Here is a 26,979-nt window from a genome sequence, read left to right as displayed (position 1 = left end):
AAAGTGCAACAAACGCGGCCTTCAGTCGTAGACCAACTCCACCGACTTTTCACCCACCAGATATTTTAGCTCCAACAATAGCTCATCATTGGGCTGAACGCGCCAACTTTCCCCCAATTCGATACGAGTTTGTGCCTGATCGCCACAATATTCAATCCAGATCGGGCTGCCCTCGCAGCGGAACGGGCGCAGGGTGCTGTCCAGCTTGTCCAGCAGTCCGTTCTGTAACTGGCTCGATTTCAGGGTCAGTTTCAAGCCACGGCTGAATTGCTGTCGTGCGGTTGCCACGTCCATCACCGAGCTGACCCGCATTTTCATCTGCCCGGAATAGTCGTCGTGGCTGACCTGCCCCTCCACCACGATGACCTGGTCCGACCCCAGCAACTCCCTGTTCTCGATGAAGGTTTCCGAGAACAGGGTGGCCTCGATGCGGGCACTCCGGTCATCCAGGGTGATGAAACACATGGTGGAGCCGGATTTGGTCTTCATGGTGCGCTGGGCCACCACCAGCCCCGCCACCCGCTGGGGTGACTTGTTGGGCTTGAGATCGGCAATGGAGCAGCGAACGAAGCGGCGGACCTCGCGCTCGTACTCGTCGAACGGGTGACCGGTCAGATACAGCCCGAGGGTGTCCTTTTCGCCCTTGAGCCGCTGTTTCTCCGGCCATTCCCGCACATGGGCGGTATCGGCAAACAAGTCTTCACCGTCGCCCCCGGTCAGCGCCTCGCCGAACATGTCCACCATCCCCGCAAACTCGTTGCGGGACTGCTGCTGCGCCTGCTGCAGCGCTTTATCGATGCTGGCCATCAACTGCGCCCGGCCCGGCCCCAGCCTGTCCATGGCACCAGCCCGGATCATGGCTTCGATGGCACGCTTGTTGACCTTCTTCAGATCCACCCGATTGCAGAAATCGAACAGATCCTTATAGGGACCACCCTCGGCGCGACTGTCCACCACGCTCTGGATCGGCCCTTCCCCCAGCCCCTTGATGGCTCCGAGGCCATAGACGATCTGGCCTTCGTCGTTGACGGTGAAGGTGTATTCGGAGGTGCTGACGTCCGGCAACACCAGATCCAGCTTAAGGTTGCGACACTCCTCCACCAGCGTCACCACCTTGTCGGTGTTTTGCATATCGGCGGTGAGTACCGCCGCCATGAACTCAGCGGTGTAGTGAGCTTTCAGCCACAACGTCTGGTAGGACACCAGCGCATACGCGGCGGAGTGCGATTTGTTGAAGCCGTAGCCGGCAAATTTCTCTACCAGATCAAAGATGTTCTCCGCCAGCGTCTTATCGATGCCGTTGTTTTCACAGCCTTCCAGAAATATGGCTTTCTGCTTGGCCATCTCCTCCGGTTTTTTCTTACCCATGGCACGACGCAGCATGTCTGCCCCGCCCAGGGTGTAGCCGGCCATCACCTGGGCGATCTGCATGACCTGCTCCTGGTACAGGATGACCCCGTAGGTGGGCTCCAGCACTGGCTGCAGTCCCTGGTACTGATAATCCGGGTGCGGATAGGACAACGGCTGCTTGCCGTGTTTTCGATCGATGAAGTCGTCCACCATCCCCGACTGCAGCGGCCCTGGCCGGAACAGTGCTACCAGTGCGATCATGTCTTCCAGACAGTCTGGCTGCAGGCGCCGGATCAGGTCCTTCATCCCGCGGGATTCAAGCTGAAACACGGCGGTGGTTTCCGCCCGTTTGAGCATATCGAAGGACGGACTGTCGTCCAGTGGGATGGTGTTGATGTCCAGTAACGGCTTCCCCTGCTTCTCCCGCCGGGGATTGATCATGCCCAGGGCCCATTTGATGATGGTCAGGGTTCGCAGCCCGAGGAAGTCGAATTTCACCAGCCCGGCGTCTTCCACGTCGCCCTTGTCAAACTGGGTGACCAGGCTACCCCCGTCTTCATCACAATACAGCGGCGAAAAATCGGTGATCTTGGTGGGTGCAATCACCACGCCGCCGGCGTGCTTACCGGCGTTACGGCACACACCTTCGAGCTTAAGCGCCATTTCCCAGATTTCCTGGGCTTCCTCATCCTGGTCCAGGAACTCCTTGAGCTGCGGCTCCTCCACAATGGCCCGGTTCAGGGTCATGCCCACTTCAAACGGGATCAGCTTCGACAGCTTGTCCGCCAGGCCGTAGGACTTGCCCTGCACCCGTGCCACGTCCCGCACCACCGCCTTGGCGGCCATGGTTCCGAAGGTGATGATCTGGGAAACCGCCTGCCGGCCATACTTTTCCGCGGTGTAGTCAATGACCCGATCGCGACCTTCCATGCAGAAGTCAACGTCAAAGTCGGGCATGGACACCCGCTCCGGGTTGAGGAAGCGCTCGAACAGCAGGTCATACTCCAGCGGGTCAAGATCGGTGATCAGCAACACGTAGGCAACCAGCGAGCCGGCACCGGAACCCCGACCCGGGCCCACCGGCACGCCGTTGTTTTTGGCCCACTTGATGAAGTCCATTACGATGAGGAAGTAGCCAGGGAACCCCATCTGGATGATGATATCCAGCTCGAAGTCCAACCGCTTATAGTAGGCCTCGCGCTTGCTCTGGTACTCCGGGTCATCCTTGCTCAGAATGCCCTCCAGTCGCGCCTCCAGCCCTTCTTCCGAGACCTTGCGGAAGTACTCGTCCATGGTCATCCCGTCCGGGATGGGGTAGTTGGGCAGGAAATACTCGCCCATCCGCACCTTCACCGAGCAGCGTCGGGCAATTTCCACCGTATTCTCGATGGCTTCCGGGATGTCCGAGAACAGCTCGATCATTTCCTCGGGGCTACGGAGGTATTGCTGGTCGCTGAAACGACGATCCCGGCGGGGATCATCCAGGGTTCGGCTCTCGCCAATGCAGACCCGGGCTTCATGGGCCTCGAAATCGTCCGCCGTCAGGAAGTGGACATCGTTGGTGGCAACGACGGGGCAGCTCAGTGCCGCCGCCAATTCGACCGAGAGGTGCAGGCAGTCCTCGTCACCGCTGCGACCGGTGCGCTGCAGTTCCAGGTAGAAGGCGCCTGGGTACAGGTCCATCCAGTACTGCGCCCGCTCCCGGGCCAGCTCCGTTTTTCCCGCCAGCAGGGCCTTGCCGACATCCCCCAGATTGGCACCGGACAGCGCGATCAGCCCTTCCGCCTTCTGCTCCAGCCACTGGCGTTTAACAATCGGCTTGCCGTAGCGCTGGCCCTCGGTGTAGCCCCGGGAAACAATCTCGGTCAGATGCAGGTATCCGGTCTGATTGCGAGCCAACAGGGTAATCCGAAACGGCACTTCGGGGTCGTCCGGATTGTCCAGCCACAGATCGGCACCAATGATGGGCTTAACGCCAGCCCCCACGGCACTTTTGTAGAAGCGAACCAGCGAACAGAGGTTGGACTGTTCGGTCAGGCCCACCGCCGGCATCCCCAGTTCGGCGACCCGGCCAATGAGCGGTTTGACCCGCACCAAACCGTCAACCATGGAATATTCGGAGTGAACGCGGAGATGTACGAAGGTCTGAGGCAAGTTCTGATCCATTAGGTCGATGTTGACGAAAGACGGGGTTGTAGGCTGCCGCTAGCGGCCCATCAGCTCGTGCAGCTGATCCTCGGTCTGGGGGCCAAAGCGGGCTTCAAGCAGTTTTCCTTCTGGTGTCACCACAAAGGTGGCGGGTAGCGCCATGGGGGTCTGCCAACCGAAGTCCGGCCCGGGATCGCGGGTCAACAGCGTGAACTCGATGCCCATGGTTGTCCCCAGGTCCGTCAGGGCGGGGCCGACCACGCCATCAAAGTTCACGCCCAGCACGGTGACGCCGGAAGCCCGATCCAGAGCATTCAACTCCGGGATCTCTTCCAGACACGGCTTACACCACTCGGCCCAGTAGTTGATCAGTACCCACTCGCCACGTAGCGCCTCCCACACCACTGGGCGACCGCTGGCAGTGGGCAGCTCGGTTTGGCTGCAACCAGCCAGAACCAGCGCCAGCACCGGGATCGGCCGACGCAGCAGGGCAAACAGATATCGGGTAACGGGGTACTGCACGACCGGGCCTCCTGTTAGACTACCTGACCAAAGCAACCGGCCCGAATTCGGGCGCGTGTAACGGCTCAGGAAAGACAGAGAACCATGACAGAACCGACCAGAATTTTCCACAACCCTCGCTGCTCAAAATCCCGCCAGACGTTGGCGCTGCTCGAAGACAACGGTGTCCAGCCGGAGATTATACGCTACCTGGAAACGCCACCGACAGCCGAAGAGCTGTCCGACATCCTCGATCTGCTCGGTTTGGCGCCGCGCGAGCTGATGCGCAGCAAGGAAACTCTCTACAAAGAGCTGGGGCTGGATGACCCGGCACTGGATCGCGACACCCTGATCAACGCCATGGTAAGCAACCCCAAACTGATCGAACGTCCCATCGTCATCCGTCAGGGTAAAGCCGTCCTCGGCCGGCCACCCGAAAACGTACTGGATCTCCTTTAAGCTGCCAGCCGGAGCAATCGTATGTCCTCATCACCGCCCTACGTGCTGGTGCTTTACTACAGCCGAAGCGGACAAACGGCAGAAATGGCTTCCCAGATTGGTCGCGGCATCGCCCGCTGCGGCATCGAGGCCCGTCTGCGCACGGTGCCCCCGGTCTCACCGGACACCGACTCGAGTCTGCCCGCCGTGCCCAATAACGGCGCGCCTTACGCCACCAAGACCGACCTGGCGGGGTGCGCTGGTCTGGCACTTGGCAGCCCAACCCGTTTCGGCAACATGGCCGCACCGCTGAAACACTTTCTCGATGGCACCGGTGATCTCTGGCTCAGCGGCGCCCTCAGCGGCAAGCCGGCGGGTGCCTTCACCTCCACCGGCAGCCTCCATGGCGGCCAGGAGACCACCCTGCTGACCATGATGCTGCCGCTGCTGCACCATGGCATGGTGCTCTGCGGCGTGCCCTATACCGAAAAGGCGCTGCATGAAACCCGAGGCGGCGGCACGCCCTATGGCCCATCGCACTGGGCCGGCAGCGAAGAGCAACAACCGCTGAGCGACCCCGAGAAAACCATCTGCCAGAGCTTTGGCGAACGCCTGGCCACGCTGGCACTGAAACTAGGCCCACAGGATTAATTCATGCTCCACACCCCCAAGGCCCGCACGACGGCAAATCTGACATCCGTATTGTACCTGGCCGTGATCGCAGGACTGATTCTCACCACGTTCTATCCGGCACCCATTCCAGGGGTATCCATCCCTCTGATGCTCAGCGTCAAGCTACTGCCACTGCTGCCCTTTCTGGTGGTGGTGTTCCGCGGCAATAACCGGGCCTATATCTGGCTCAGTTTTATCGTGCTGTTTTATTTCACCCGCTACGTGGTCAGCGCCTGGCTGACGGAAGGGGCCGCCGGGCCGGTGGCACTTACCGTGCTGACTTTCTTGCTGTTTACCACCGCCATGGTTCATCTTAAGGTGAACCGCAGACAACCCGATTCGACACCAGCCACCCAATAAGGGAAACCGATGATGGTCGAAAGCCGAGCGCCCGCCCCCCACCGCACCACCCTGACCTTGCGCGATGTCTGCACCGCCCTGGTCACCAGCGGCGAGCTCAGTCAGGAAGATGCCGAACGGGTGCTGACCACCAATCTTGGCGGCGACCAACGAAATCATCACCCGCTGGAGCTGGTGGCTCAGGCCTCACTGAAAAGCCTGCGAACCGGCCACAGTCTGGGGCTGGAGCAGCTGACTCAATGGCTGGCCAGGTGGGGCGACCAGCCCTACTTTCACATCGATCCGCTCAAGATCGATGCGCCGGCCATTGCCCGGGTTATGTCCTACGGTTTTGCCCAGCGTCACAACATCCTGGCGGTTGAAATCGGCCGCCAGGAGGTGGTGATTGCCAGTGCCGAACCGTTCAAGCTGGAATGGGAAGCCAACCTGCGCCATGTGCTTCAGAAGGACATCAAGCGCGTGGTGGCGAACCCGGAAGACATTCGCCGGTTTACGGTGGAGTTCTACCAGCTCGCCAATTCGGTCAGTAAGGCCAGCGGCGACCAGGGCAACGGCAGTTCCGGAATCCAGAACTTTGAACAGTTGCTGGACCTGGGTAGCAATGAACACCCGGACGCCAACGACCAGCACGTGGTCAAGATTGTCGACTGGCTGCTGCAGTACGCGTTTGAACAGCGAGCCAGCGACATCCACATCGAACCCCGCCGCAACGCCACCCAGATCCGCTTCCGTATCGACGGCGTGCTCCACAACGTGTACGAGTTCCCGGAACAGGTGGGCGTGGCGGTGACCAGCCGCCTGAAGATTCTCGGTCGTCTCAATGTGGCGGAGAAACGGCGGCCGCAAGACGGCCGCATCAAGACCCGCAAACCCGACAACAGCGAAATTGAACTGCGACTGGCCACCATGCCCACCGCCTTCGGCGAGAAGATGGTGCTGCGGGTTTTCGATCCAGAAGTGCTGCTGCAGTCGTTCGAGCAGTTGGGCTTTTCCCGTGAAGACCAGGAGCGCTGGCGCGACATTACCCATCGCCCCCACGGCATTGTGCTGGTCACCGGCCCCACCGGGTCGGGCAAGACCACCACCCTATATTCCACACTGAAGCAGTTGGCATCGTCAGAGGTCAATGTCTGCACCATCGAAGACCCCATCGAAATGGTGGAGCCGGCCTTTAACCAGATGCAAGTGCAGAACAACATCGAGTTGACCTTTGCCGCAGGCGTGCGCTCGCTGCTCCGACAGGACCCCGACATCATCATGATCGGCGAGATCCGGGATCTGGAAACCGCCGAAATGGCCGTCCAGGCCGCACTCACCGGCCACCTGGTGCTGTCCACCCTGCACACCAACGACGCCCCCAGCGCCATCACCCGATTACTGGAGCTCGGTATTCCCCCCTACCTGATTCGGGCAACGGTTCTGGGCGTGATGGCGCAACGGCTGGTACGCACCCTGTGCCCTCACTGCAAGACACCCACGCCGCTGGATGACCAGGCCTGGCACAGCCTGACCAAACCCTGGAAGGCCACACTCCCGGAGCGGGTGTTCCAGCCCGCAGGCTGCCTCGAATGCCGGAACACCGGCTACCTTGGCCGCGCCGGGGTCTATGAAATCCTGCAGCTGGACGGCCCGCTGACGGCACAGATCAACGAACAGTGCGAACTGGAGAATTTGCGGCGGGACGCCTATCGTCAGGGCATGAGATCGTTGCGCCTCAGCGGCGCCCAAAAGGTGGCCGCCGGCCAGACTACGATTGAGGAAATTCTTCGGGTCACGCCTGAGAGCCAGCGCTGATCCTCGCCCCCGGGACCTGCTAGCCTGGAGTCAACCCGCACTGCGCCAGCAGCCGCTGCCAACTCTCGGTGTGCCGTTGCATGGCGGCATCCAGTCGGCCCCAGAGCCCCTGGGGGTTATCCACCACCAAATGCTCCCGATACCAGTGCTGAAAGTTCGCCGGCATGGTGTCGGCCTGAAGCTCGGCCAATTGCGCCAGCGGAGGAATCAACTCATCGCGCACCTGGCGCACTTGCGCAAGGTAAGGCTGAACTTTCGCCGAATAGACGTTGTACAGCACCCCCTCCATCTGCTCGGAGCGGTTATTGGGTTTCTGGTCCAGACACAGGGGGCGGCCATTGAGGCGGGTCTGTAGCAGTAGGGTGGCATCGCCCAGGCGGGTGGTCAGCAGGTGCGCGCTGGTAAACAACTGCCCCGCCAGATGCTGGGATTCCCAGCGCTGCTGGATCGGACCGACGCCTTCAAGCGTCAGCGAATGGTCACCGCCAAACAGCGCCGTCAGCAGCTCATTGAAGTGGCGTAGATCCCCCGCCAGCTGAGCCACGGGCTCAGCCCGGGACTCGGTGGGGAGCGGCCCCTTGGCCAGGGTCAGCAGCGACTCGATTTCCTCCGTTCCCCAGGTGGCATTCCACACGGCAATGGGCAGGGCCTCGACTTTGCTGGCGATGGCTTGCTCGATACTGCGCCGAAGTTCCGGCTTGTCGATCTCGGGCAGGCAATCCCGCGCTGCGCGAATAAACCGCAATTCGTAACGTAGCCGGTTCAGCGGCTGCATCACCCGCCCCATCACCGAGTTGCGTTCGCCCACCACATACTGCAGCTCGCAGCCATAAAGCGAGAGGAAGTCCAGCATGTCCATATCCAGCGCAGGCGCCGCCAGGCGTCGTTCCCGTCGCAGGGGCATCAGCTCACCACTGGGCACCGGCTGAAGCTCGGCGGAACGCTCCAGCACCCGCCCCACCCGCTCGACGTACTCATCCATCATCGTGTCGGCCTGGGCGAATGGATCGCACCCCACCAGGCACAGGGCCGTCACCCAAACGGAGCATCCGTACAGCAGGGGCCGAAGGTGTGGCATCAAGCACTCCACGTTCTAGGTGTTACAACAGACCAGGTGTTACAACAGACCGAGTGTTACGACAGACCGAGTGTTACGACAAACCGAGTGTTACAGCAGCCTCGGCGTCACAGCGGACGCGAGGCATTACAATGGAAAATGGTTCCTTAACAGTGTATCCACGTCTTCGAAAGTGCGCATAACTTTTCGTTCCGACTCCGGGTGGCTGCCGTCGCGAACCAGCCATGCCGTGCGCAGACCGGCGGCCTCGGCGGCTTCCAGCTCCGCCTCCACATCCGACAGGAACAACACCGTTTCAGGCGCCACCCCCAGTTCGGCCACGATGTTGTGGTAGGAATCGGGCTCCCGTTTAGCCCCCATCCGGGTGTCGAAATAGCCACTGAAGCAAGGGGTCAAATCGCCCGCTTCACTGAAACCGAAGATCAGCTTTTGCGCCTTGACCGACCCCGAGGAGTATACGTACAGGCGTAAGCCCCGCTCGCTCCAGAGCTTCAGGTAACGGGCCGCATCGTCATACACATGCCCCCGAAAATCACCGCGCTCGTACCCCTGCTCCCACAACATACCCTGCAAGGCCTTGAGCGCGGTCTCTTTGCGATCTTCACGGATCCACCGCTGTAACACGGCAATCAGGCCGTCGATGTCCTTGACGGACACGCCGGATGTTGCAGCAACGGCGTCCAACTGCTCCCTGATGTCCAGGTTGTCTTCGTGACCTTCCCGCACAAAGACCTCAAGGTGCTCGGCGGAATAGGGAAACAGCACCTCATGGACAAAGCTGATGGAGCTGGTGGTGCCTTCGATGTCAGTGAGAATCACCCGGATCATCAGGCCACTCCCGCCAGCTGCTCGTACCGGGGCACCGCCGAGGCAATGTCATTGCCCGTGAACTGGGCGACCCAGCCGTCCGGATTCGAGAACAGCCGAATGCAGGTAAATTCCGGCTCTGGTCCCATGTCGAACCAATGACGGGTACCGTCGGGCACACTGATCAGGTCGTTCTTCTGACACAGAACAGCATAGACCGATTCTCCGAAATGGAGATAAAACAGGCCCTGTCCCCGGACAAAGAAACGCACCTCGTCCTCGCTGTGGGTGTGTTCGTCGAGGAACTTCTGCCGAAAAGCGTCTTTTTGAGGATTATCCGGGTTCAGGCTCACCACATCCGCGGTCTGAAAACCGCATTCGGCCTTCAGGGCGGCGACCTCGTCAGCGTAAGCTGAGAGGATATCCTCTGGCGACGCAGCCGCCGGCAGGTCACGGGTTGGCCACTGTTCGAAGCGCACCCCCTGCTCGGCCAACAGGCGTTTGATCTCGCCGATATCGTCGGTCACCGTTTGGGCAACCGCGGGATCGTTTTGGGAAAAAATACGTAAAGTCGTCATCGACACACTCTCATGGTTTGCAATTCACACTCAAACAGAAACTCGAACGCTTCCACATGACGCAAGCAATCGGCCATGGTACGGCCCCAAGTATATAGACCGTGCCCCCGGATCAGATATCCTGGCTGTAGCGGATTATTCGCCAACCAGCGACGGGTGTCAGCGGACAACTGCTCCATGTCCTGGGTATTGTCAAACACTGGAACGGTCAGGGTAGATTCGTGCGTATCAATGCCGGGAAACGCCTTTAGCAACTCGTAGTCCGCCAGCACCAGCGGTTCGCCGGCGGGCAGCAGGCGACTGAGGACGGTGGCGTTGACCGAATGGGTGTGCAGCACCGCGCCGATGTCGGGCAACTGCTGATACACCACCGTGTGCAGCAGGGTTTCCGCTGACGAGCGGCACTGACTTTGGACCGGGCGCCCATCGGTATCCACCACCATGACGTCATCCAGCCGGAGCTGGCCCTTGTGCCGGCCGGAGACCGTGATCGCAAGGTGGCGCTCATCGATGCGGGCGGAATAGTTGCTGCTGGTGGCCGGCGACCAGCCCTGACCATAGAGGAAGCGGCCGGCCTCCACGATGGACTGGGCGGCAGTGGCAAAACGGTTGACATCAAACTGGGATGCGTCGGTCAATGGAGGTCCCCTGACACTTGGATGGGAATGGTTCCGGATATTATAGGGGCGTCGAGGGCACCAGCAAATCATGCCGAGCCCGAATCAGGTCCGCAACGATCGCGATGGCGATTTCCGCAGGCGTTTTGCTGGGTAATGGCAGCCCGATGGGTGCCTGCAGTCGCTCGAGTTCGGCGTCGGTCATACCGAGACTGGCCAGCCGCTGTCGCCTCGCGGCCGACGTCCGGGCCGAGCCCATGGCGCCGACGTAGAACGCGTCGCTGCGCAACGCGGCCATCAAGGCAAGGTCATCGACCCGCGGATCGTGCGCCAGCGCCAGTATGCCGCACCAGCCATCACCAAACCGGCTCATCACCAGATCATCCGGCAACGCCCGCAACAGGGGCACCCCCTCGTTGCGCCAGCCTCTGGCAAAGGTCTCTCGGGGTTCACACAGGCTGACCTCAAAATCCGCCGCCAGGGCAAACTCGGCGACGTAATGCGCCACCTCTCCAACCCCAACAAGAAGCAGCTGACAGTGGGGGGATAGGGCGTGAACCAGACGCTCGGCGCTGATCTGCACAGTTTTTGAAACCGCCTCAGGCCGGCGCATGCCGAATTCACCGGTTTGCAGGCACACGTCGCGGGCAACGGCCTCACGGCGTTCCAGAGCAGCCAACAATCGGCTCACATGCGTCCCATGGGAGGCCTGCCCCATAGGTTCCAGTAATAGGCGAATCCGGCCGCCACACGGCAACTGGAAGGTATCACGATCACTGTCGCTGACGCCGTAATCGATCAGCTGCACCTGGTCGGGCTGTTGCTCGACACAGCGGAGGATCAGGTCTTCCTCCAGGCAGCCGCCAGAAACCGAGCCAACCCAGTCTCCGGCTGCATTCAAGGCCAACCAGGACCCCGCGGGCCTTGGTGACGAGCCCCATGTCTCGACGATGGTGCACAGCCATACCCGTTGTCCCTGCGATAGCCATTGAGCAACGGTAGTCAGAACCTGCTGCGGCTGGCTTCTCATGCGGAGCGGGCCGCCAGCGGCAAGTGACGCTGGCGCTCTCCCGTCAGTGCGAACAAGGCATTACCGAGCGCGGGAATTACCGGGGGCACGCCCGGCTCTCCGATCCCCGTTGGGGCAGCGGCGCTCTCGACAATATCGACCACAACCTCCGGGCGCTGATGGGCGCGCAGCAGCGGATAGTCATGGAAATTGCTTTCCTGGACCGCGCCGTCCTCGAAGGTGATTTTGCCGTACAGGGCCGCGGTGATGCCAAAGATCACACCACTTTCGACCTGATCGCGAACGATGTCAGGATTCACCACCTGACCACAATCCACCGCACAAGCCACCCGGTGGACGCGGATCTCGCCAGCTTCGATACTGGCTTCCACCACCTGGGCCACATAGGTGCCGAAGCTTCGGTGCAAGGCGATGCCTCGGCCCCGGCCCTCGGCTAGCGGCTCGAACCAGTTGCCGAGCTGTGCCGCCCGCTCCAGCACCGCCAGATGCCTCGGCTCGTGCTGCAGCAGTTCGCGGCGGAACTGGTAAGGGTCCTTGCCGAGCTGGTGCGCCAGCTCGTCCATAAAGGTCTCGACGGCAAAGCCGTTGTGGGAATGTCCCACCGAACGCCACCAGGTCACCGGCACACCGGGATCGGCATGGGTATGGCGAACCTCTACGCTGTCCACCTGGTAGGGGTAGTCCACCGCCCCCTCGATGGCGGACACGTCTTTGGGGGTGAGTACCCCTTCCGCGGCCACCCCAACCCGGGCCAAGGTGCCGTATAGGGCTTTGGGGGCCCAGGGATACTGTGCCGGGGCGGCGTTGCGAACGTACCAGTCCATGATTTGCGGGCCGACAATCTGGTGATGCCAGCCGGTCAGCTGGCCGCCCGAGACACTGGCCTTGAGCCGGTGCAGCATGGCGGGGCGGTAAAGGTCATGACGAGTGTCGTCCTCCCGGGACCAGATCAGTTTCACCGGTTTGCGGACCCGGTAAGCAACCGCCGCGGCCTCTTCGATGAAGTCCTGGGTGAGACGGCGACCAAAGCCACCACCAAGGAAGGTGGTGTGGACTGTCACCTCGTCCGGGGAGAGATCGGTCACCCTGGCCGCCGCGATACGGCCCAGGTCCGGTGCCTGGGTCGGCGCCCAGACCTCCATGCGGCCATCCCGGTACACGGCAGTGGCGTTCATCGGCTCGAGCGTGGCATGGGCCAGGTAAGGCTGCTCATAGCTGGCCTCAATCACCTGGTCGGCCGCCGCCAGGGCTTGGGAGATATCGCCGTCATCACGCTCCTTTGCCCCCTCATCCTCCTCAGCCGCATGCCGGTAGAAATCCATCACCGAATCACTCGAAACCGCCAGCGCTTCGGCGTTGTCCCACTGCACCGTCACTTTTTCCAGCGCCTTGCGTGCCCGCCAGTATTTATCGGCGACGACGGCCACTCCCCGTTCGATGGCGAACACATCGATAACACCCGACATGGCCAAGGCCTCCCCGGCATCGAAGTCAGCCACTGTGGCGCCGTAACGGGGTGGGCGGGTCACCACCGAATACACCATGTCCGGCAGTTCCACGTCGATACCGTATTCGGCGGCTCCGGTGACTTTGGCCCGGGTATCGAGGCGGCCACGCCCCTTGCCAATGTAACGCCATTGGTCCGGCGACTTCAGCGCGGGCTCATCGGCCAGGGATTCAGCCGCCGCCAGCTCCACCAGCTGGCCATAGGCCAGCGAGTCACGCCCATTGGGGTGCAATACCCGGCCTTCCTGCACACGACAGCCCTCAGCCGGTACCTGCCACACCCTGGCTGCCGCTTTCACCAGCAAGGCTTTGGCGGAGGCTCCGGCCACCCGGAGGGGACGCCAACTGGTGGCGAGACTGGTACTGCCGCCGGTCAGCTGCAGTTTAAACAACGGATTGCGGTATTCGTTCGCCACCGGCGCGAAGCGCGGCTGAATCGCCGCAGGCTCCACCTCCAGCTCCTCGGCGATCAGAGTGGTCAGACCGGTATAGGTCCCTTGCCCCATCTCTACCCGTGCCAGGGTGAAAAAGATCTCGCCCTCCAGGGTGATTTCCAGCCAGGCATCGGGCCGCCAGCTGACACTAGCCTCCTGGTACCCTTTGTTGATTCCGGAACAGCCGGCAAGGTTCAGCGACAGCAGCAAACCGCCGGAGCCGGCCGCGGAGACTTTGAGAAAATCGCGTCGGTTCATGCCCATCTCACGCCTCCTCAGCCTTTCCGGCCACCGACTTGATGGCGGCAACGAGGTTCGAATAGGTGCCACAACGGCAGAGGTTACCGCTCATGGCGGCATCTATGTCCGCATCGCTGGGCGTCGGGTTATAGGACAACAGATGGGCCGCGGTCATCAGCTGACCAGACTGGCAGTAGCCGCACTGTGGAACCCCATGCTCGATCCAGGCCTGCTGCAGCTTATGCAGCGTGTCACCAGCGGACAGGCCCTCGATGGTGGTCACCGACTGGCCGGCAGCGACGCTGACCGGAGTGGAACAGGAGCGAATCGGACTGCCATCAAGGTAAACGGTGCAGGCGCCACACAGCGCGCGACCGCAGCCAAACTTGGTGCCCTTCAGACCAACTTCGTCACGGATCACCCACAGCAGCGGGGTATCGTCTTCAACGTCAACCGAATGACGCTGCCCGTTAATCGTTAAGGTTACCGCCACGTCGCTCTCTCCTGTTCTCATCGTTTTTTTTGTGAATAGTAAAGGCGTGAACCAGAGGCTCTCTAGAGCTACTTGATCACTTCTTTACCCGAGGCATCGCGCCAGATGGTGCGTTCGCCAGAGTCCATCTTGCCGTTGCTGTTCCAGATTTCACGGTTTTGGGTCGAGTTGTCCAGAACACCGTTGTCATCCCAGATGACCCGATCCTGGCAGCCGGCCAGACCTGAGAGCACCACCAAAACCAATGCCAGTTTCTTCACTTGCGAATCTCCAGATATCGAATGGGTATGAATGGAAGGGGTACTGAATGGGGCTGAGCGGGATTACCGCTTGCCGTGCCGTTCGCGATTTTCCTGCTTCTGCCGGTCGCCCTTGCGAATCATCACATACACGGCCCCGGTCCCGCCATGGTGTTTCTGTGCGGAATGAAAGGCCAGCACATCGTCCAGTTCCGGCAACCATTTGGCGAGATAACTTTTCAATTGAGCGATGCCGTCAGGGTTACGCTCACCCTTACCATGAAGGATCAGCACTGAGCGGAGCCCATAATGGGCACAGTCCTGCACAAAACCATAAACCTCCCGCCGGGCCTCTTCAACGGTCAGCCGGTGGAGGTCAAGGCGCGCTTCAATGGGGTACTGCCCAAGCCGGAGCTTCTTGTATACGCCGTGTTGAACACCCGGCCGCTGCCATCCCAGGATGTCATGGGCGGTGAGCGGGTCCACCGTATCGGCAGTCAGCGGATTTCGGTCCAACGCTGGCTTGGCCAAGGCTGCCCGCTGGCGCTCAAGATGCCCGGGCGTTATCTCTCGCGGCTTCTTCACATCGGCCCGGTTGGGCCGGCGAATCCGGCGAACGCCCTCCATCTCCTCCAGGAAACTGAGTCGTTCGTCTTTTGTGGTCATACCAATAACCGTAAGCAGCCTGTTTCACCTGCACTTTACCACTCGTTCTCAACGCTATAAAGCGTGCCGTTGCGGCTGGGATTCTGCGACCAAAGCCCAAATCACGACCGGGATTGGCCTGGTCTACACTGTCAACCAAACCAACCACAATCCGGAACCCCGGCATGACCACCCCCCTGGATCGCGAGCTGCCCCAGAATACCCGAGCCGTCATTGGCTTCCTGCGGGAACACGCGCCCTTCTCCAACATGGACGACGCTCACCTCGCCCATTTCGCCGAACACGCATCGCTGCAGTTTTTCGCCGACGGCGATGTGGTTCTGTCGCCAGCAGAAGGTGCCGTCGACCGCTTCTATGTGGTGAAACAGGGCCGGGTCCAGGGCGAACGGGTCAGCGAACGCACCGGGGAAACGGAAACCACCTTCGAGATCAGCCAGGGTGAGTGCTTCCCCCTCGCCGCACTGATCGGTGAACGACCGACCCGCACCTTGCACCGGGCCAGCGGCGACACCTTTTGCCTGAGCCTGGACCATGACAGTTTTGTCACCCTGTTTGCCGATAGCGACACCTTCCGGGATTTCTGCCTGCGCGGGGTAAGCAGCCTACTGGACCAGGTCAATCAGCGTATCCAGTCCGGCGCCATGGCCTCCATCGGACACGGCAGCTCGCTGGATACCCCGCTGGCACGATACGCGCTGCGCAACCCAATCGTCTGCTCGCCGGACACCCCCATTCGTAAAGCCGTGAGCCGGATGCACGACAACAGCGTTGGCAGCATCGTGGTGACGGACGACAACCGCCACCCCATCGGTATCTTCACGCTCCGGGACCTGAGAACCGTGGTGGCGGAAAGCACTGCGCCCCTGGACTCCCCGGTGAGCCAGGTTATGACCCCCGAGCCCTGCTGCCTGCCGGCCACTGCCGATGCCTTTGAGGCCGCCATGCTGATGGCCGAACACCATTTCGCCCATCTCTGCGTGAAGGATGCCGACAATCAGCTCATTGGCGTGGTCTCCGAACGCGACCTGTTTTCCCTGCAGCGGGTGGACCTGGTTCATCTGGCGAGAACCATCGGCACCGCCACTCACCTGCGAACCCTGGTGAGCTTGCGCAGCGAGGTGTCACGGCTGGTGGACTCGATGCTGGCCCATGGCGCGGATTCCGGCCAGGTGGTCAAGATCATCACCACCCTGAACGACGTGACCGTGCGACGGGTGCTGGAACTCAACCTGAAGCGCCATGCCCCAGGCCTCCCCTTCACTTGGCTGACGTTTGGCAGTGAAGGTCGGCGGGAACAAACACTGCTCACGGATCAGGACAACGGCATTCTGTTCCAAGCTCCGGCCGGGGTGAGCGAGAGTCAGGCGCGGGAACGGCTACTGCCATTCGCGGATACCGTTAATCACGAATTGGCCGAATGCGGCTTCACGCTGTGCAAAGGCAACATCATGGCCAATAACCCCAAGCTGTGTCTGAGCCAGCGGGAATGGGACGACTGGTTCCAGCAGTTTATTGATGCCGCCACGCCGAAGAACCTGATGTACTCGTCGATATTTCTCGACATGCGAGCGGTGTTCGGGCCGATCGACCCGTTACAATCGTTACTTGACGGGGTGTTGGGCCGCATTTCCGCCAACCCCCTGTTCCAGAAAATGCTGGCCGAGAACGCCCTCAACCGACGTCCGCCGCTCAACCTGTTCCGGGGCTTTCGTTATGCCTCGGATGGCGAGCCCCACACCCTGGACCTGAAACGGCAAGGCCTGGCGCCTTTTGTCGAGTCGATACGGGTCTTTGCCTTGGCCCACCAGGTGGAATCCGCCAATACCCTGGAGCGCCTGGATGCTCTGGCTGACAAAGGCGTTTTCGACCGCAAGGACGCCAGTGCCTGGAAAGAAGCCTACAGCCTGATTCAGGCCATCCGGATGCGCGCGCACCAGGAACAGCTCAAGCAGCAAAAGCCCCTGTCGAATTTCATCAATCCAGACGATCTGAACCCCCTGGATCGCCGAATCCTCAGAGAATCGTTTCGACAGGCCCAACGCTTGCAACAAAAACTGGAAGTGACCTACCAATTGTGACGAACGATTCGATGGCGGCGTTAGCGCCCCCTCTCCCGCGGGAGCCCGATCGTGCTTGAGCGCTTGCAAGCCTGGTTGAACCGGAGCCGCAGCGGCCGGAAGGCACAGCAGGCCCTTGCGCACTTGCCGGCCCCCAAGACACCGCAGGCCCAACCGCTGACGGACCTTCGGCTGATCGTGCTCGACCTGGAAACTACCGGCCTGAATCCGGCCAAGGATGAGGTCATTGCCATCGGGGCGGTTGCGATCAACGGTCAGCGAATTGCCATGGACGATCAGTTTGATCTGATCCTCCGGCGACCCGAGCTGGACATCAGTGAAACCGTGCTGATCCACGGCATAGGCCCGGAAGCGCTGACCAAGGGGCACGAAACCGAAGACGCACTGCTGCACCTGTTGGAGTGGATGAACGGCGACCCGATCCTGGCCTACCACGCGGCGTTCGATAAGAAGTTTCTCGAGAAGACACTGCGGCAAACGCTGGCCTACAGCCAGCCCCATACCTGGCTGGATGTGGCCGAGCTGATGCCGGCGCTGTTTCCGGATGCCAAACCCGGTGGCCATACCCTGGACCACTGGTCGGCGCAGTTTGGTCTGGCCGCCAGTGCACGCCACCATGCCGCCGCCGACGCCCTGGTGACGGCGGAGCTGACACTCATCGCGCTCAATCGGGCCGGCAAGGCCGGTCTCGCGACGTTGTCGGAACTTAACCGTAAACTACGCGACGTTCGCCGCCTAAATTCGCTAAAACGTCTGTAACCGCTTCCCACGACGAGCTTTTTCCCCAGGCAATTTTAGACCTTTTGCCAATATTCAATTTCCTGTTGACGAGTAAAGTCAAATAGAACTGCAGTCAGAGAAACACACGACAACAAAGCTCGCTTCCAAAAACACAAAGCTTTTCCAAAAAGAGGTCCTCTGAGTAAGCCCTGGCTCCACGCACTAAACGCACCTACAACAACAAACAGGAGTGCTGTTATGTCTGGTCATAGCTACGATTCTGCAAACTACTGGAAAGCAAACCTGCGATTAATCATCGGTAGCCTGATTATCTGGGCACTGGTGTCGTACGGCTTTGCCATTCTGTTGAGACCGATGCTCGCTGGAATTGCTATCGGCGGTACCGATCTTGGGTTCTGGTTCGCCCAGCAAGGTTCAATCCTGACCTTCATCGCGCTGATCTTCCATTACGCATGGCGTATGAACAAGATTGATGAAAAATTCGGCGTGCATGAGGAGTAAGCCCAATGAGCCAATTTGCCGTTAACCTGATTTTCGTTGGGGGCTCCTTCCTCCTCTATATCCTCATTGCCATCTGGGCCAAGGCCGGTAGCACCAAGGACTTTTACGTCGCCGGTGGCGGCGTCCACCCGATCACCAATGGCATGGCCATCGGAGCGGACTGGATGTCGGCAGCGTCATTTATTTCCATGGCCGGCCTGATTGCGGCTGGCGGCTATGCCAATTCCACCTTCCTGATGGGATGGACGGGAGGCTATGTCCTGCTGGCGATGTTGCTGGCTCCGTACCTGCGGAAGTTTGGCAAGTTCACCGTGCCGGAGTTTATTGGTGATCGCTTCTACAGCAAAAGTGCTCGCCTGGTGGCCGTCGTCTGCCTGATCGTGGCCTCGGTCACTTACGTCATCGGCCAAATGGCCGGTGCCGGCGTCGCGTTTTCCCGCTTCCTGGAAGTGGACGCCACCATGGGCCTGATCATTGCCGCCATAGTGGTCTTCGTGTACGCCGTACTCGGTGGCATGAAGGGAATCACCTACACCCAGGTGGCGCAGTACTGCGTTCTGATCATCGCCTACACCATCCCGGCGGTCTTTATCTCACTGCAGCTGACCGGTAATCCGGTGCCGCCTCTTGGCCTGTTCTCTACCCATGCCGATTCCGGTCTGCCGCTGCTGGAGAAGCTCAACCAGATCATCACCGATCTTGGTTTCAACTCCTATACGGACGACGTCGACAACAAGTTGAACATGGTGCTGTTCACTCTGTCGCTGATGATTGGCACCGCGGGCCTGCCCCACGTCATCATTCGCTTCTTCACCGTGCCCAAGGTGGCGGATGCGCGCTGGTCGGCAGGCTGGGCACTGGTGTTCATTGCCCTGCTCTACCTGACTGCGCCGGCAGTGGCCTCCATGGCCCGCCTCAACCTGATGACCACCATCTATCCTGACGGCACCGCAGCCGCACCCATTGAATATGACGAACGGCCGAGTTGGGTCCGCGAATGGGAAGTCACCGGGCTGATCCAGTATGAGGACAAGAACAACGACGGTCGCATCCAGCTGTACAATGACACCGACGCGTTCAAGGCGGAAGCGGAGTCCCGGGGCTGGAATGGCAACGAACTGGTGGTCAACCGGGATATCCTGGTGCTGGCTAACCCGGAAATTGCCAACCTGCCCAGCTGGGTCATCGGGTTGATTGCAGCCGGCGGTCTGGCCGCAGCGCTTTCGACAGCAGCCGGGTTATTGCTGGCGATATCCTCGGCAATCAGTCACGACCTGATCAAAGGCGCCATCAACCCCAATATCACGGATAAAGGCGAATTGCTGGCGGCGAGGATCTCGATGGCGGTCGCGATTGTTGTCGCCACCTACCTGGGGGCGAATCCGCCCGGCTTCGCGGCACAAGTGGTGGCCCTGGCCTTCGGCATCGCGGCAGCCTCGCTGTTCCCGGCTCTGATGATGGGTATTTTCTCCAAGCGGGTGAACAACACCGGCGCCATCTCTGGCATGCTGGCCGGCCTCACCTTCACGCTGGTCTACATCTTCGTGTACAAAGGCTGGCTATTCATCCCGGGAACCAACAACCTGGAAGACATTCCGGCCAACTGGATTCTGGGCATCTCCCCACTGTCCATTGGCGCGGTTGGCGCGCTGATCAACTTCGCCATCGCCTTCGGGATTTCCTCCGTGACCGAGCAGCCACCGAAAGAGATTCAGGAGCTGGTGGAGAGTGTGCGGTATCCCCGCGGAGCTAGTGGCGCCGTGGACCACTAAGCAATAATGTTGACCTCAAACAGCCATTGATCTGTTAAGGTAGACTCGAAACGGGCTTCCTCTCTCCGAGGAGGCCCGTTTTTGTTAAGGAATTCATTATGTTCTGGACATTTGTTGCCACTGTATTCTGCGGCCTGGGTGCCGCCGGTATTGCCCTCGGCATCCGCTCCCTGAGCCGCAAGAAAGCGCCCAGGTGGATCATTCCGGTGTTTGGCGGGCTCGGTATGCTGGGTTACCTGGTGTATGGTGAATACTCCTGGTATGGGCATAAAGCGTCCCAACTCCCACCAGAGGCCGTGATCGTTGCCAAAGAAGAGAAATCGGTGCTCTGGCGGCCCTGGACCTACCTGGTGCCCCAGGTGATGGGATTCACGGTATTGGACAGCAACAGTATCGAAACCTCGGCCAATGACCGCGATGTGCACCTGTTTTACCTGTATCGTTTCGAACAATCCTATACTGATGCGGTATCCAAGCAGGTCCATCTACTGAACTGTTCCACTCAGGAGCTGGTGCCGCTGGATGACAATGGCAGCCCGCAAGTGGATCAACTGCGCAAACTGTCGGACAGCAATCGCCTGTTCATCGCTGCCTGTTTTTAATACCATGCCGGCCAGCTGGGGGGCGAGTTAGCCACCCGCACGGGCCGGCGCTCTCTCACTAGCGAAGGGTCACGAGATCTTGCCACTATGTTCAGCGGCTGGCTGTTAGTTCTAATTTCCATCACCTACATTTCATTGTTGTTCGCCATCGCCTGGATGGGGGACCGACACCCAACGCTGTACCGCAAACGCATTGCCCGAACCCACATCTACGCCTTGTCCCTGGCGGTCTACTTTACCTCCTGGACCTTTTACGGCGCGGTTGGACGGGCAACCCAGGAAGGCATCGGTTTCCTGCCCATTTACCTGGGCCCTTTGCTGGTGTTTCTGTTCGGTGCGCCCTTGTTGCGCCGCATCATCTACATCAGCAAACGCAATAACAGCACCTCGATTGCCGACTTCATCGCCTCCCGTTACGGCAAATCCCAATCGTTAGCGGCACTGATTACGGTTGTAGCCCTGGTTGGTAGCGTGCCTTACATCTCGCTGCAGCTGAAAGCAATCGCCATGGGCTTCAATATCCTGCTGGACGCGGAAGCCGCCCAAGGCGTCACCCAGCACCCGGCCTGGAGTGATTCCGCCTGGTACATCACCCTGGCGCTGGCGGCCTTTACCGTGCTCTTCGGTACCCGTCACCTGGAATCCACCGAGCACCACCGAGGCATGATTCAGGCGGTGGCCTTCGAATCGGTGATCAAGCTGGTCGCGTTTATCGCGGTTGGGCTGTTTGTCGGTTACGGGCTCTACGATGGCTTTGGCGACCTGTTTCAGGCCACTAGCGCCGCGGATCTGATCGGTCCACTGACCACCGATGGGTACGACACCACCGCCTTCGTGACGCAAACGCTGATCGGCATGCTTGCCATCATCTGCCTGCCTCGCCAGTTCCATGTCATGGTGGTGGAGAATACCGACCATCGGGACTTTGAGGTGGCCCGCTGGGCCATGCCGGCCTATCTGGTGATCGCAAGTGCGTTCGTCATACCCATCGCGGCCGCGGGTCTGCTGCTCCCTGGTGCGCAGGAGCTGAATCCGGACACGCTGATTCTCAGCCTGCCGATTCTGGCTGGCGAACGGTGGCTTGCGGTTCTGGTGTTCCTGGGGGGCGGCTCAGCCGCAGCGGCCATGGTGATCGTCTGTTCCGTGGCCATCGCGACTATGATCAGCAACGAAATTGTAATGCCCACTCTGCTCCGGTTTTTCCGTCCGCGTATGAATCAGCGAGATGACTTGAGCCACCTGCTGCTCAGTATCCGGCGCGTTGCCATCGTTGGCGTCCTGCTGACCGCATACGGGTTCTACCGGCTGGCCAGCGAACAATACAGCCTGACCGCTTTCGGTTTGTTGTCGTTCGTGGCCGCCGCACAGTTTGGCCCAGCGCTGGTCGGGGGCATCCTGTGGCGCCAGGGCAATCATACCGGTGCCTTCTGGGGACTGGTTGCCGGGTTTGTGGTGTGGATCTACACCATGCTGATCCCTGCCCTTGCCTCCACCGGGTGGCTGAGCGATACACTGATACAGGAGGGCCTGTGGGGCATCAACTGGATCCGCCCAACAGCGCTCTTGGGGGTGGAGCTGGACAGCGTCAGCCATGGCATCATCTGGAGCCTGGGCGTCAACACCCTGACCTACATCGTGTTGTCGTTACTGACCCGACAGCGGGTCAGGGAAAAGATCCAGATCGCATCCTTTTTCCACGATCCGCAACCAAGGGCGGAAACGCCCCAACAACAGGCCTGGGAGGGTGAAGTCCTGACCGCCGACCTGCACGCCCTGGCGGATCGGTTTATGGGAGAAGAGCGGGCGGAAGCTCTGTTTCGCAACTACGAGCGCCGAAACGCCATCCGACTGTCGCCCCAGCGACCGGCTTCCTCTCACCTGATGAAATACATCGAACGCCAATTGGCCTCGGTTATCGGGGCTTCCACCGCCAGGGTGGTGCTGGAGTCGACCCTCACCGGTCGCGACATGCAGATTGAGGATGTGGTCAGCATTGTTGATGAGGCCTCTCAGGCGATGGCGTTCAGCCGGGAATTGTTGCAGTCGGCGATTGAGAACATCAGCCTCGGGGTATCCGTGGTCAATCATCAACAGCAGCTGGTGGTATGGAACCATCACTACCTGGAATTGTTCGCCTACCCGAGGGGGTTTGTCAGAGTTGGGCGTCCGATTGAAGACATGATGCGCTTTAATCTCACCAGTTCTAACCTGCCGGCGAGAAAAATCGACGAGATCATCCAAACCCGATGCGAGAGTATGCGTTTGGGGGAACGGGTTTCATACGAACGCCATCGTCCAGATGGTACTGTCGTCAAGATTGATGGCAGCCCGATTCCCGGTGGCGGCTACGTAACCACTTTCCAGGATATTACCGCCATGCGCCGCACCGAACGCGCACTGAAAGAAAGCAATATTTATCTGGAGCAACGGGTCAAGGAACGCACCCAGGAGCTCCAGGTCATCAACGAGCAGATGCTGAAGGCCAAGTCCACCGCGGAACAGGCGAACCAGAGCAAAACCCGCTTCCTGGCATCCGCCAGCCATGATCTTCTGCAGCCGCTGAATGCCGCCCGCCTGTTTACCTCCGCATTGTCCGGCAAGACCCACGATCCGGACACCGCCGAACTGGTTGAACACATTGACAGCTCGCTGGGCGCTGCGGAAGAAATCATCAGTACATTGCTGGATATCTCGAAGTTGGACGCTGGCGCTCTCGAGCCTCAGATCAGCCGCTTCCCGATTGACGATTTGCTTCGGAATCTTGCGACCGACTTCTGCGCCATCGCCGAGGATCAAGGCTTAAAACTGGATGTAGTGAAGAGTTCGGCCTGGGTAACTTCGGACGCCAAACTGTTGCGCCGGGTCGTCCAGAACTTTCTGTCCAACGCCATCCGCTACACCCCCAAGGGTCGAATTTTATTGGGCTGTCGGCGATTAAAAGGCTATCTTCGAATTGAGGTATGGGACACCGGGCCAGGGATTCCCGAAGATCAGCTCGCCCAGATCTTCGAAGAGTTCAAGCGCCTTCAACAAGGTCAGGACAAGAAAGGACTGGGACTGGGGCTGGCCATTGTCGATCGCATCAGCGGTATGCTGAACCATCCCGTCAACGTTCAGTCGGTACAGGGACGGGGCAGCGTATTCAGCATCACGGTACCCAGGGCACCCTCATCGGTCGTCAAACAGAGTGAACCGCGTCAGCAGAGAGTCGCTCGCGGCGTCTCCAACCTGCGCGACCTCCAGGTGCTGTGTATCGATAACGACGTGAAGATCCTGCAGGGCATGCAGGCACTACTGACCAACTGGCAATGCCAGGTTACCGCAGCGACGAGCCTCGACAATGCGGTTGCGAAACTTGATGGGCGACAACCTGACATCATGCTGGCTGATTACCAGCTGGATGACGACCAGAATGGGCTCGATGCCATGGATGCGATTCGAGAGAAATCGGGTACCGACCTGCCGGGCATCCTGATTACCGGTTACCTGGGCGAAGAGGTCAAAGAGGATGCCTTACAACGCGGATACCAGGTGCTGTACAAGCCCGTTAAACCCGCCGCACTAAGAGCTTTAGTCAACAAACTACTGAAACAAAGGCGGTCATGATGGATACTGCTGCCAACGGTCACGAGAATTTCTTTAAGAAACTGCGATACCTGATTGTCGATGATTTCGACAGTTTCCGTCTCTCCATGCGCCAGATGCTTCGGAATTTCGGCGCCGAACATATAGAAGTCGCCAACAGCGGAGGCGCGGCCATTCAGCGCTGTACTTATGAGCAATTTGACGTTGTGCTGTGCGACTACAACTTGGGCGAGGGAAAGAACGGCCAACACATCCTGGAAGAGTTGAGGCACAAGAAGCTGCTGAAACGGACCTCACTTTTTTTGATGGTCACGGCAGAGACATCCAAGGAAATGGTCATGGGCGCCAGGGAATATCAGCCTGACGCCTATCTGACCAAGCCCATCAACCGGGCCATGCTTGAAAAACGCCTGGGGAGCCTGGTGGAGCAACGACGGGCACTGCTGCCGATCAACCGCGCCATCGATCTGGAAAACTTCCCAGAAGCGATCTCACTGTGCGTGCAGGCATTGCCCAAACAGACGAAATACAAGACTTGGCTGCTAAAAACCCTGGCGGACCTGTACCAGCAGGTAGGCGATTTCGGCCATGCCCGGAAAATCTACGACGAGGTTCTGACCCAGCGCGACCTTTCCTGGGCTCGTTTGGGTAAAGGAAAGGTGCTGTTGGCGGAGCAACATTTTGACGAAGCCATCAGCACCCTGAAATCTCTCATTGCCGACCACCCGGACTACATCGAAGGTTACGACCTGCTCGCACAGGCACAGGCCCAACAGGGGAAGCTGTCGCTGGCTCAAGACACCCTCAGCAAAGCCGCCGAACTTTCGCCGAACGCCCTGCTCCGCCAGAAGCACTTTGCCGAAATTGCCCAGACCAATCAGGATATGACTACCGCGTCCGATGCCTGGCGCAAAACGGTGCAATTAGGCGCGCATTCCATCCACGACAACGCCGAACATTACCTGGGCCTGGGCCGCAGCCTGTGCGAGTTGAGCGAGGGCGACTCTTCCGAGGCTGGCAAGGCCCACGCCGACGAAGCAATTTTGGTCTTAGGCAGGATGGAAAAACGTTTCCCCGAAGCTCCGGAAGTCGTCATTCGAAGCCGGTTAATCCAGTCCCGAGTCAATATGGGACAGGGCAACACTGCCGAAGCCGAGAAATGCCTGCAAACCGTGGTGACAGATCTTGAAGAACCGACGAGCCTGTCGGCTGATACCGCAATAGAATACGCCAAGACCCTGTTCAGACTCGGCCGGGCTGAAGAAGCCAAGCACCTTCTGGCACGACTCGCCAAACAGCATGAAGACAACTCCGAGCTGCTACAACAGATCGAAAGCCTCCTGGATGAGCCCGTCAGCTATCGCCAGCGCATGGTGGCCCGGGACCTCAACCGGACCGGCATCAAGGCCTTTGAGGAGGGTGCATTGGACGACGCTGCGGCGGCCTTCAAGCAGGCACTGGAGATCGTTCCTTCCCATGCATCCCTTAATCTCAACCTGATCCAGGTGTTAATGAAGATGTATTCGGAGCAACCGGAACGGCAAGCAGCCCTGAAAGACTGTGATCGTCACCTTGACGCCCTTGCTGCACTCCCAGAACATCATCGCCAGCACCGTCGTTACCTTGCGCTTAAGAAGAAGCTGGAGGGACTCAAGAATGCCTGACCCCGTGGGCCCAAGGAAAGAATGCGACGAAGACACTCAGTCCATCGATTTTTCCATGGTGATCGCTTCTGCCGTCCATGACATGAAGAATTCACTGGGCATGCTGTTGAACTCGCTGGATGACCTGCGCTCCAGTCACGCCGATACACTCGCAGACTCCGCAAGCTTCAATACGCTTCAGTACGAAGCCGAACGGGTTCACAGCGACCTGATCCAGCTGTTAGGCCTCTATCGACTCGGTGAGCAGACCTTGTCCGCACACATCGAGGAGCATTATGTTCCGGATTTTCTGGCTCAGCAACTTGCCCGCCATCAACCCCTGTTGTCGGGTCACGGTATTCAGTACGAGGTAGTCGCTGACGATCTAAGCGGGTTTTATGACGAAGACCTGTTAACCGGCGTACTGAATAACACCATCAACAACTCGATCCGCTACAGCAATGGACGACTGAGGCTAACCGCCAGGGAAGAATCCCACTACCTGGTGATCGGCGTCGAAGACGACGGTCAGGGTTACCCCGAGCACATGCAAAAACATGGGCCAGTCAGCTTCAAGTCGCTGGACTTTAATAGCGGCAGCACCAGCCTGGGGCTGTTTTTCGCCTCATCTGTGGCCCAGCTACACAGAAACGGAGACCGGGAAGGTTTCATTCGAATCCGCAACGGCGGTGCGTTGCAAGGCGGGGTGTTCGAGATCTGGCTGCCTTGACGGCTTGCGGTCTTCGTCGGGCGGCTAAACGAAAGAAGCTTTTAGTGCATAGCGCTAGAGCTTGGTTGTTGACCGGAACCGCCAGCGCCTTGCGCTGGAGACGATTCCCGGCCCGGGGCGAGACGCCCCGGTCGTTCGCTCCCTGGCAAAGCGGCGCTTTGCCTGCCCTACGGGCACCGGGACTCACACTCCGTAGGTCACTTTGGTTTGGCTAATAAAAAACCCCAGCATCTTACGATGCTGGGGTTTTGTATTAGGAGCCTGACGATGACCTACTCTCGCATGGGCAGAAGCCACACTACCATCGGCGCAGGACTGTTTCACTTCTGAGTTCGGGATGGGATCAGGTGGTTCCAGACCGCTATGGTCGTCAGAC

General features: G+C 59.8%; 23 protein-coding genes and 1 rRNA gene. 12 read left to right on the top strand and 12 right to left on the bottom strand.

All coding sequences use genetic code 11. The features are described from left to right. Positions 1-21: 21 nt before the first annotated feature. Both dnaE and N6L25_RS15085 read right to left on the bottom strand, forming a co-directional pair. Positions 22-3,516 carry a DNA polymerase III subunit alpha gene (gene dnaE / locus N6L25_RS15090; RefSeq protein ID WP_442915256.1) on the bottom strand — a complete coding sequence of 1,165 codons (3,495 nt, stop codon included), beginning with the start codon at positions 3,514-3,516 and terminating at the stop codon, positions 22-24. A gap of 39 nt (positions 3,517-3,555) precedes the next feature. Further along, entirely contained in the window at positions 3,556-4,020 is a 465-nt protein-coding gene (locus N6L25_RS15085; RefSeq protein WP_271981876.1) for a TlpA family protein disulfide reductase, read from the bottom strand. 84 nt (positions 4,021-4,104) lie between these two features. Here N6L25_RS15085 and arsC point away from each other — a divergent pair, with 84 nt between their 5' ends. The 4 genes from arsC to N6L25_RS15065 are packed head-to-tail and all read left to right on the top strand — an operon-like array spanning position 4,105 to position 7,263. Then, positions 4,105-4,458 (top strand): arsenate reductase (glutaredoxin), encoded by a 354-nt coding sequence (gene arsC / locus N6L25_RS15080; protein WP_271981874.1) that lies wholly within the window; start codon positions 4,105-4,107, stop codon positions 4,456-4,458. Positions 4,459-4,479: 21 nt separating this feature from the next. After that, a complete protein-coding gene (gene wrbA, locus N6L25_RS15075; protein ID WP_271981872.1) occupies positions 4,480-5,088 on the top strand; it encodes an NAD(P)H:quinone oxidoreductase in 609 nt (202 codons plus the stop codon). A 3-nt stretch (positions 5,089-5,091) separates the two neighbouring features. Continuing rightward, positions 5,092-5,469 carry a DUF2069 domain-containing protein gene (locus N6L25_RS15070; RefSeq protein WP_271981869.1) on the top strand — a complete coding sequence of 126 codons (378 nt, stop codon included), beginning with the start codon at positions 5,092-5,094 and terminating at the stop codon, positions 5,467-5,469. Between the two features lie 9 nt (positions 5,470-5,478). Continuing rightward, a complete protein-coding gene (locus tag N6L25_RS15065; RefSeq protein WP_271981867.1) occupies positions 5,479-7,263 on the top strand; it encodes a GspE/PulE family protein in 1,785 nt (594 codons plus the stop codon). Between the two features lie 19 nt (positions 7,264-7,282). Here N6L25_RS15065 and N6L25_RS15060 read toward each other — a convergent pair whose 3' ends face one another. The 9 genes from N6L25_RS15060 to smrA all read right to left on the bottom strand — a co-directional run bounded on the left by N6L25_RS15060 (position 7,283) and on the right by smrA (position 14,951). Then, entirely contained in the window at positions 7,283-8,341 is a 1,059-nt protein-coding gene (locus tag N6L25_RS15060; protein ID WP_271981865.1) for a DUF3080 family protein, read from the bottom strand. 126 nt (positions 8,342-8,467) lie between these two features. Continuing rightward, positions 8,468-9,169: an acireductone synthase gene (gene mtnC / locus N6L25_RS15055; RefSeq protein WP_271981863.1), complete on the bottom strand. Its 702-nt coding sequence runs from the start codon at positions 9,167-9,169 to the stop codon at positions 8,468-8,470. Beyond that, the gene (locus N6L25_RS15050; protein WP_271981861.1) at positions 9,169-9,726 is read right to left on the bottom strand and encodes a 1,2-dihydroxy-3-keto-5-methylthiopentene dioxygenase; all 558 of its coding nucleotides are present in this window, start codon (positions 9,724-9,726) and stop codon (positions 9,169-9,171) included. Before N6L25_RS15050 ends, mtnC begins: the two co-directional genes overlap by 1 nt. After that, positions 9,723-10,364 (bottom strand): methylthioribulose 1-phosphate dehydratase, encoded by a 642-nt coding sequence (locus N6L25_RS15045; protein ID WP_271981859.1) that lies wholly within the window; start codon positions 10,362-10,364, stop codon positions 9,723-9,725. Before N6L25_RS15045 ends, N6L25_RS15050 begins: the two co-directional genes overlap by 4 nt. A 40-nt stretch (positions 10,365-10,404) precedes the next feature. Then, entirely contained in the window at positions 10,405-11,373 is a 969-nt protein-coding gene (locus tag N6L25_RS15040; RefSeq protein WP_271981857.1) for an XdhC family protein, read from the bottom strand. Then, a complete protein-coding gene (locus N6L25_RS15035; RefSeq protein WP_271981855.1) occupies positions 11,370-13,577 on the bottom strand; it encodes a xanthine dehydrogenase family protein molybdopterin-binding subunit in 2,208 nt (735 codons plus the stop codon). The genes N6L25_RS15040 and N6L25_RS15035 overlap by 4 nt, the downstream gene beginning before the upstream one ends. A 1-nt stretch (position 13,578) precedes the next feature. After that, positions 13,579-14,046, bottom strand: coding sequence for a (2Fe-2S)-binding protein (locus tag N6L25_RS15030; RefSeq protein ID WP_271981853.1), 468 nt, complete (start codon positions 14,044-14,046; stop codon positions 13,579-13,581). A 68-nt stretch (positions 14,047-14,114) separates the two neighbouring features. Continuing rightward, on the bottom strand, positions 14,115-14,306 hold the full coding sequence (locus N6L25_RS15025; RefSeq protein ID WP_271981851.1) for a hypothetical protein: 192 nt from the start codon (positions 14,304-14,306) through the stop codon (positions 14,115-14,117). 63 nt (positions 14,307-14,369) lie between these two features. Continuing rightward, positions 14,370-14,951: a DNA endonuclease SmrA gene (gene smrA, locus N6L25_RS15020; RefSeq protein WP_271981849.1), complete on the bottom strand. Its 582-nt coding sequence runs from the start codon at positions 14,949-14,951 to the stop codon at positions 14,370-14,372. Between the two features lie 164 nt (positions 14,952-15,115). Here smrA and N6L25_RS15015 point away from each other — a divergent pair, with 164 nt between their 5' ends. The 8 genes from N6L25_RS15015 (at position 15,116) to N6L25_RS14980 (ending at position 26,603) form a co-directional block, all read left to right on the top strand. Continuing rightward, positions 15,116-17,029, top strand: a complete 1,914-nt coding sequence (locus N6L25_RS15015) for a putative nucleotidyltransferase substrate binding domain-containing protein (RefSeq protein ID WP_271981847.1) — start codon at positions 15,116-15,118, stop codon at positions 17,027-17,029. A gap of 51 nt (positions 17,030-17,080) precedes the next feature. Continuing rightward, positions 17,081-17,788 (top strand): 3'-5' exonuclease, encoded by a 708-nt coding sequence (locus N6L25_RS15010; RefSeq protein ID WP_271981845.1) that lies wholly within the window; start codon positions 17,081-17,083, stop codon positions 17,786-17,788. 219 nt (positions 17,789-18,007) lie between these two features. Further along, positions 18,008-18,271 carry a DUF4212 domain-containing protein gene (locus N6L25_RS15005; RefSeq protein ID WP_271981843.1) on the top strand — a complete coding sequence of 88 codons (264 nt, stop codon included), beginning with the start codon at positions 18,008-18,010 and terminating at the stop codon, positions 18,269-18,271. 5 nt (positions 18,272-18,276) lie between these two features. Further along, the gene (locus tag N6L25_RS15000; protein ID WP_271981841.1) at positions 18,277-20,043 is read left to right on the top strand and encodes a sodium:solute symporter family protein; all 1,767 of its coding nucleotides are present in this window, start codon (positions 18,277-18,279) and stop codon (positions 20,041-20,043) included. Between the two features lie 98 nt (positions 20,044-20,141). Then, the gene (locus N6L25_RS14995) at positions 20,142-20,645 is read left to right on the top strand and encodes a hypothetical protein (protein WP_271981839.1); all 504 of its coding nucleotides are present in this window, start codon (positions 20,142-20,144) and stop codon (positions 20,643-20,645) included. A gap of 87 nt (positions 20,646-20,732) precedes the next feature. After that, on the top strand, positions 20,733-24,251 hold the full coding sequence (locus N6L25_RS14990; protein WP_271981837.1) for a hybrid sensor histidine kinase/response regulator: 3,519 nt from the start codon (positions 20,733-20,735) through the stop codon (positions 24,249-24,251). Continuing rightward, positions 24,251-25,894, top strand: coding sequence for a tetratricopeptide repeat-containing response regulator (locus N6L25_RS14985; protein ID WP_271981835.1), 1,644 nt, complete (start codon positions 24,251-24,253; stop codon positions 25,892-25,894). Before N6L25_RS14990 ends, N6L25_RS14985 begins: the two co-directional genes overlap by 1 nt. Further along, on the top strand, positions 25,887-26,603 hold the full coding sequence (locus N6L25_RS14980) for a sensor histidine kinase (protein WP_271981833.1): 717 nt from the start codon (positions 25,887-25,889) through the stop codon (positions 26,601-26,603). The genes N6L25_RS14985 and N6L25_RS14980 overlap by 8 nt, the downstream gene beginning before the upstream one ends. 259 nt (positions 26,604-26,862) lie before the next feature. Here the strand turns inward: N6L25_RS14980 and rrf are convergent. Next, a 5S ribosomal RNA gene (gene rrf / locus N6L25_RS14975) occupies positions 26,863-26,978 on the bottom strand. Position 26,979 lies beyond the last annotated feature (1 nt).

It is taken from the genome of Marinobacter sp. SS21 (assembly GCF_028369065.1).
Classification (GTDB): domain Bacteria; phylum Pseudomonadota; class Gammaproteobacteria; order Pseudomonadales; family Oleiphilaceae; genus Marinobacter.
Note: the sequence above shows the minus strand (reverse complement) of the source record. Positions and strands in the feature narration are given on the sequence as shown.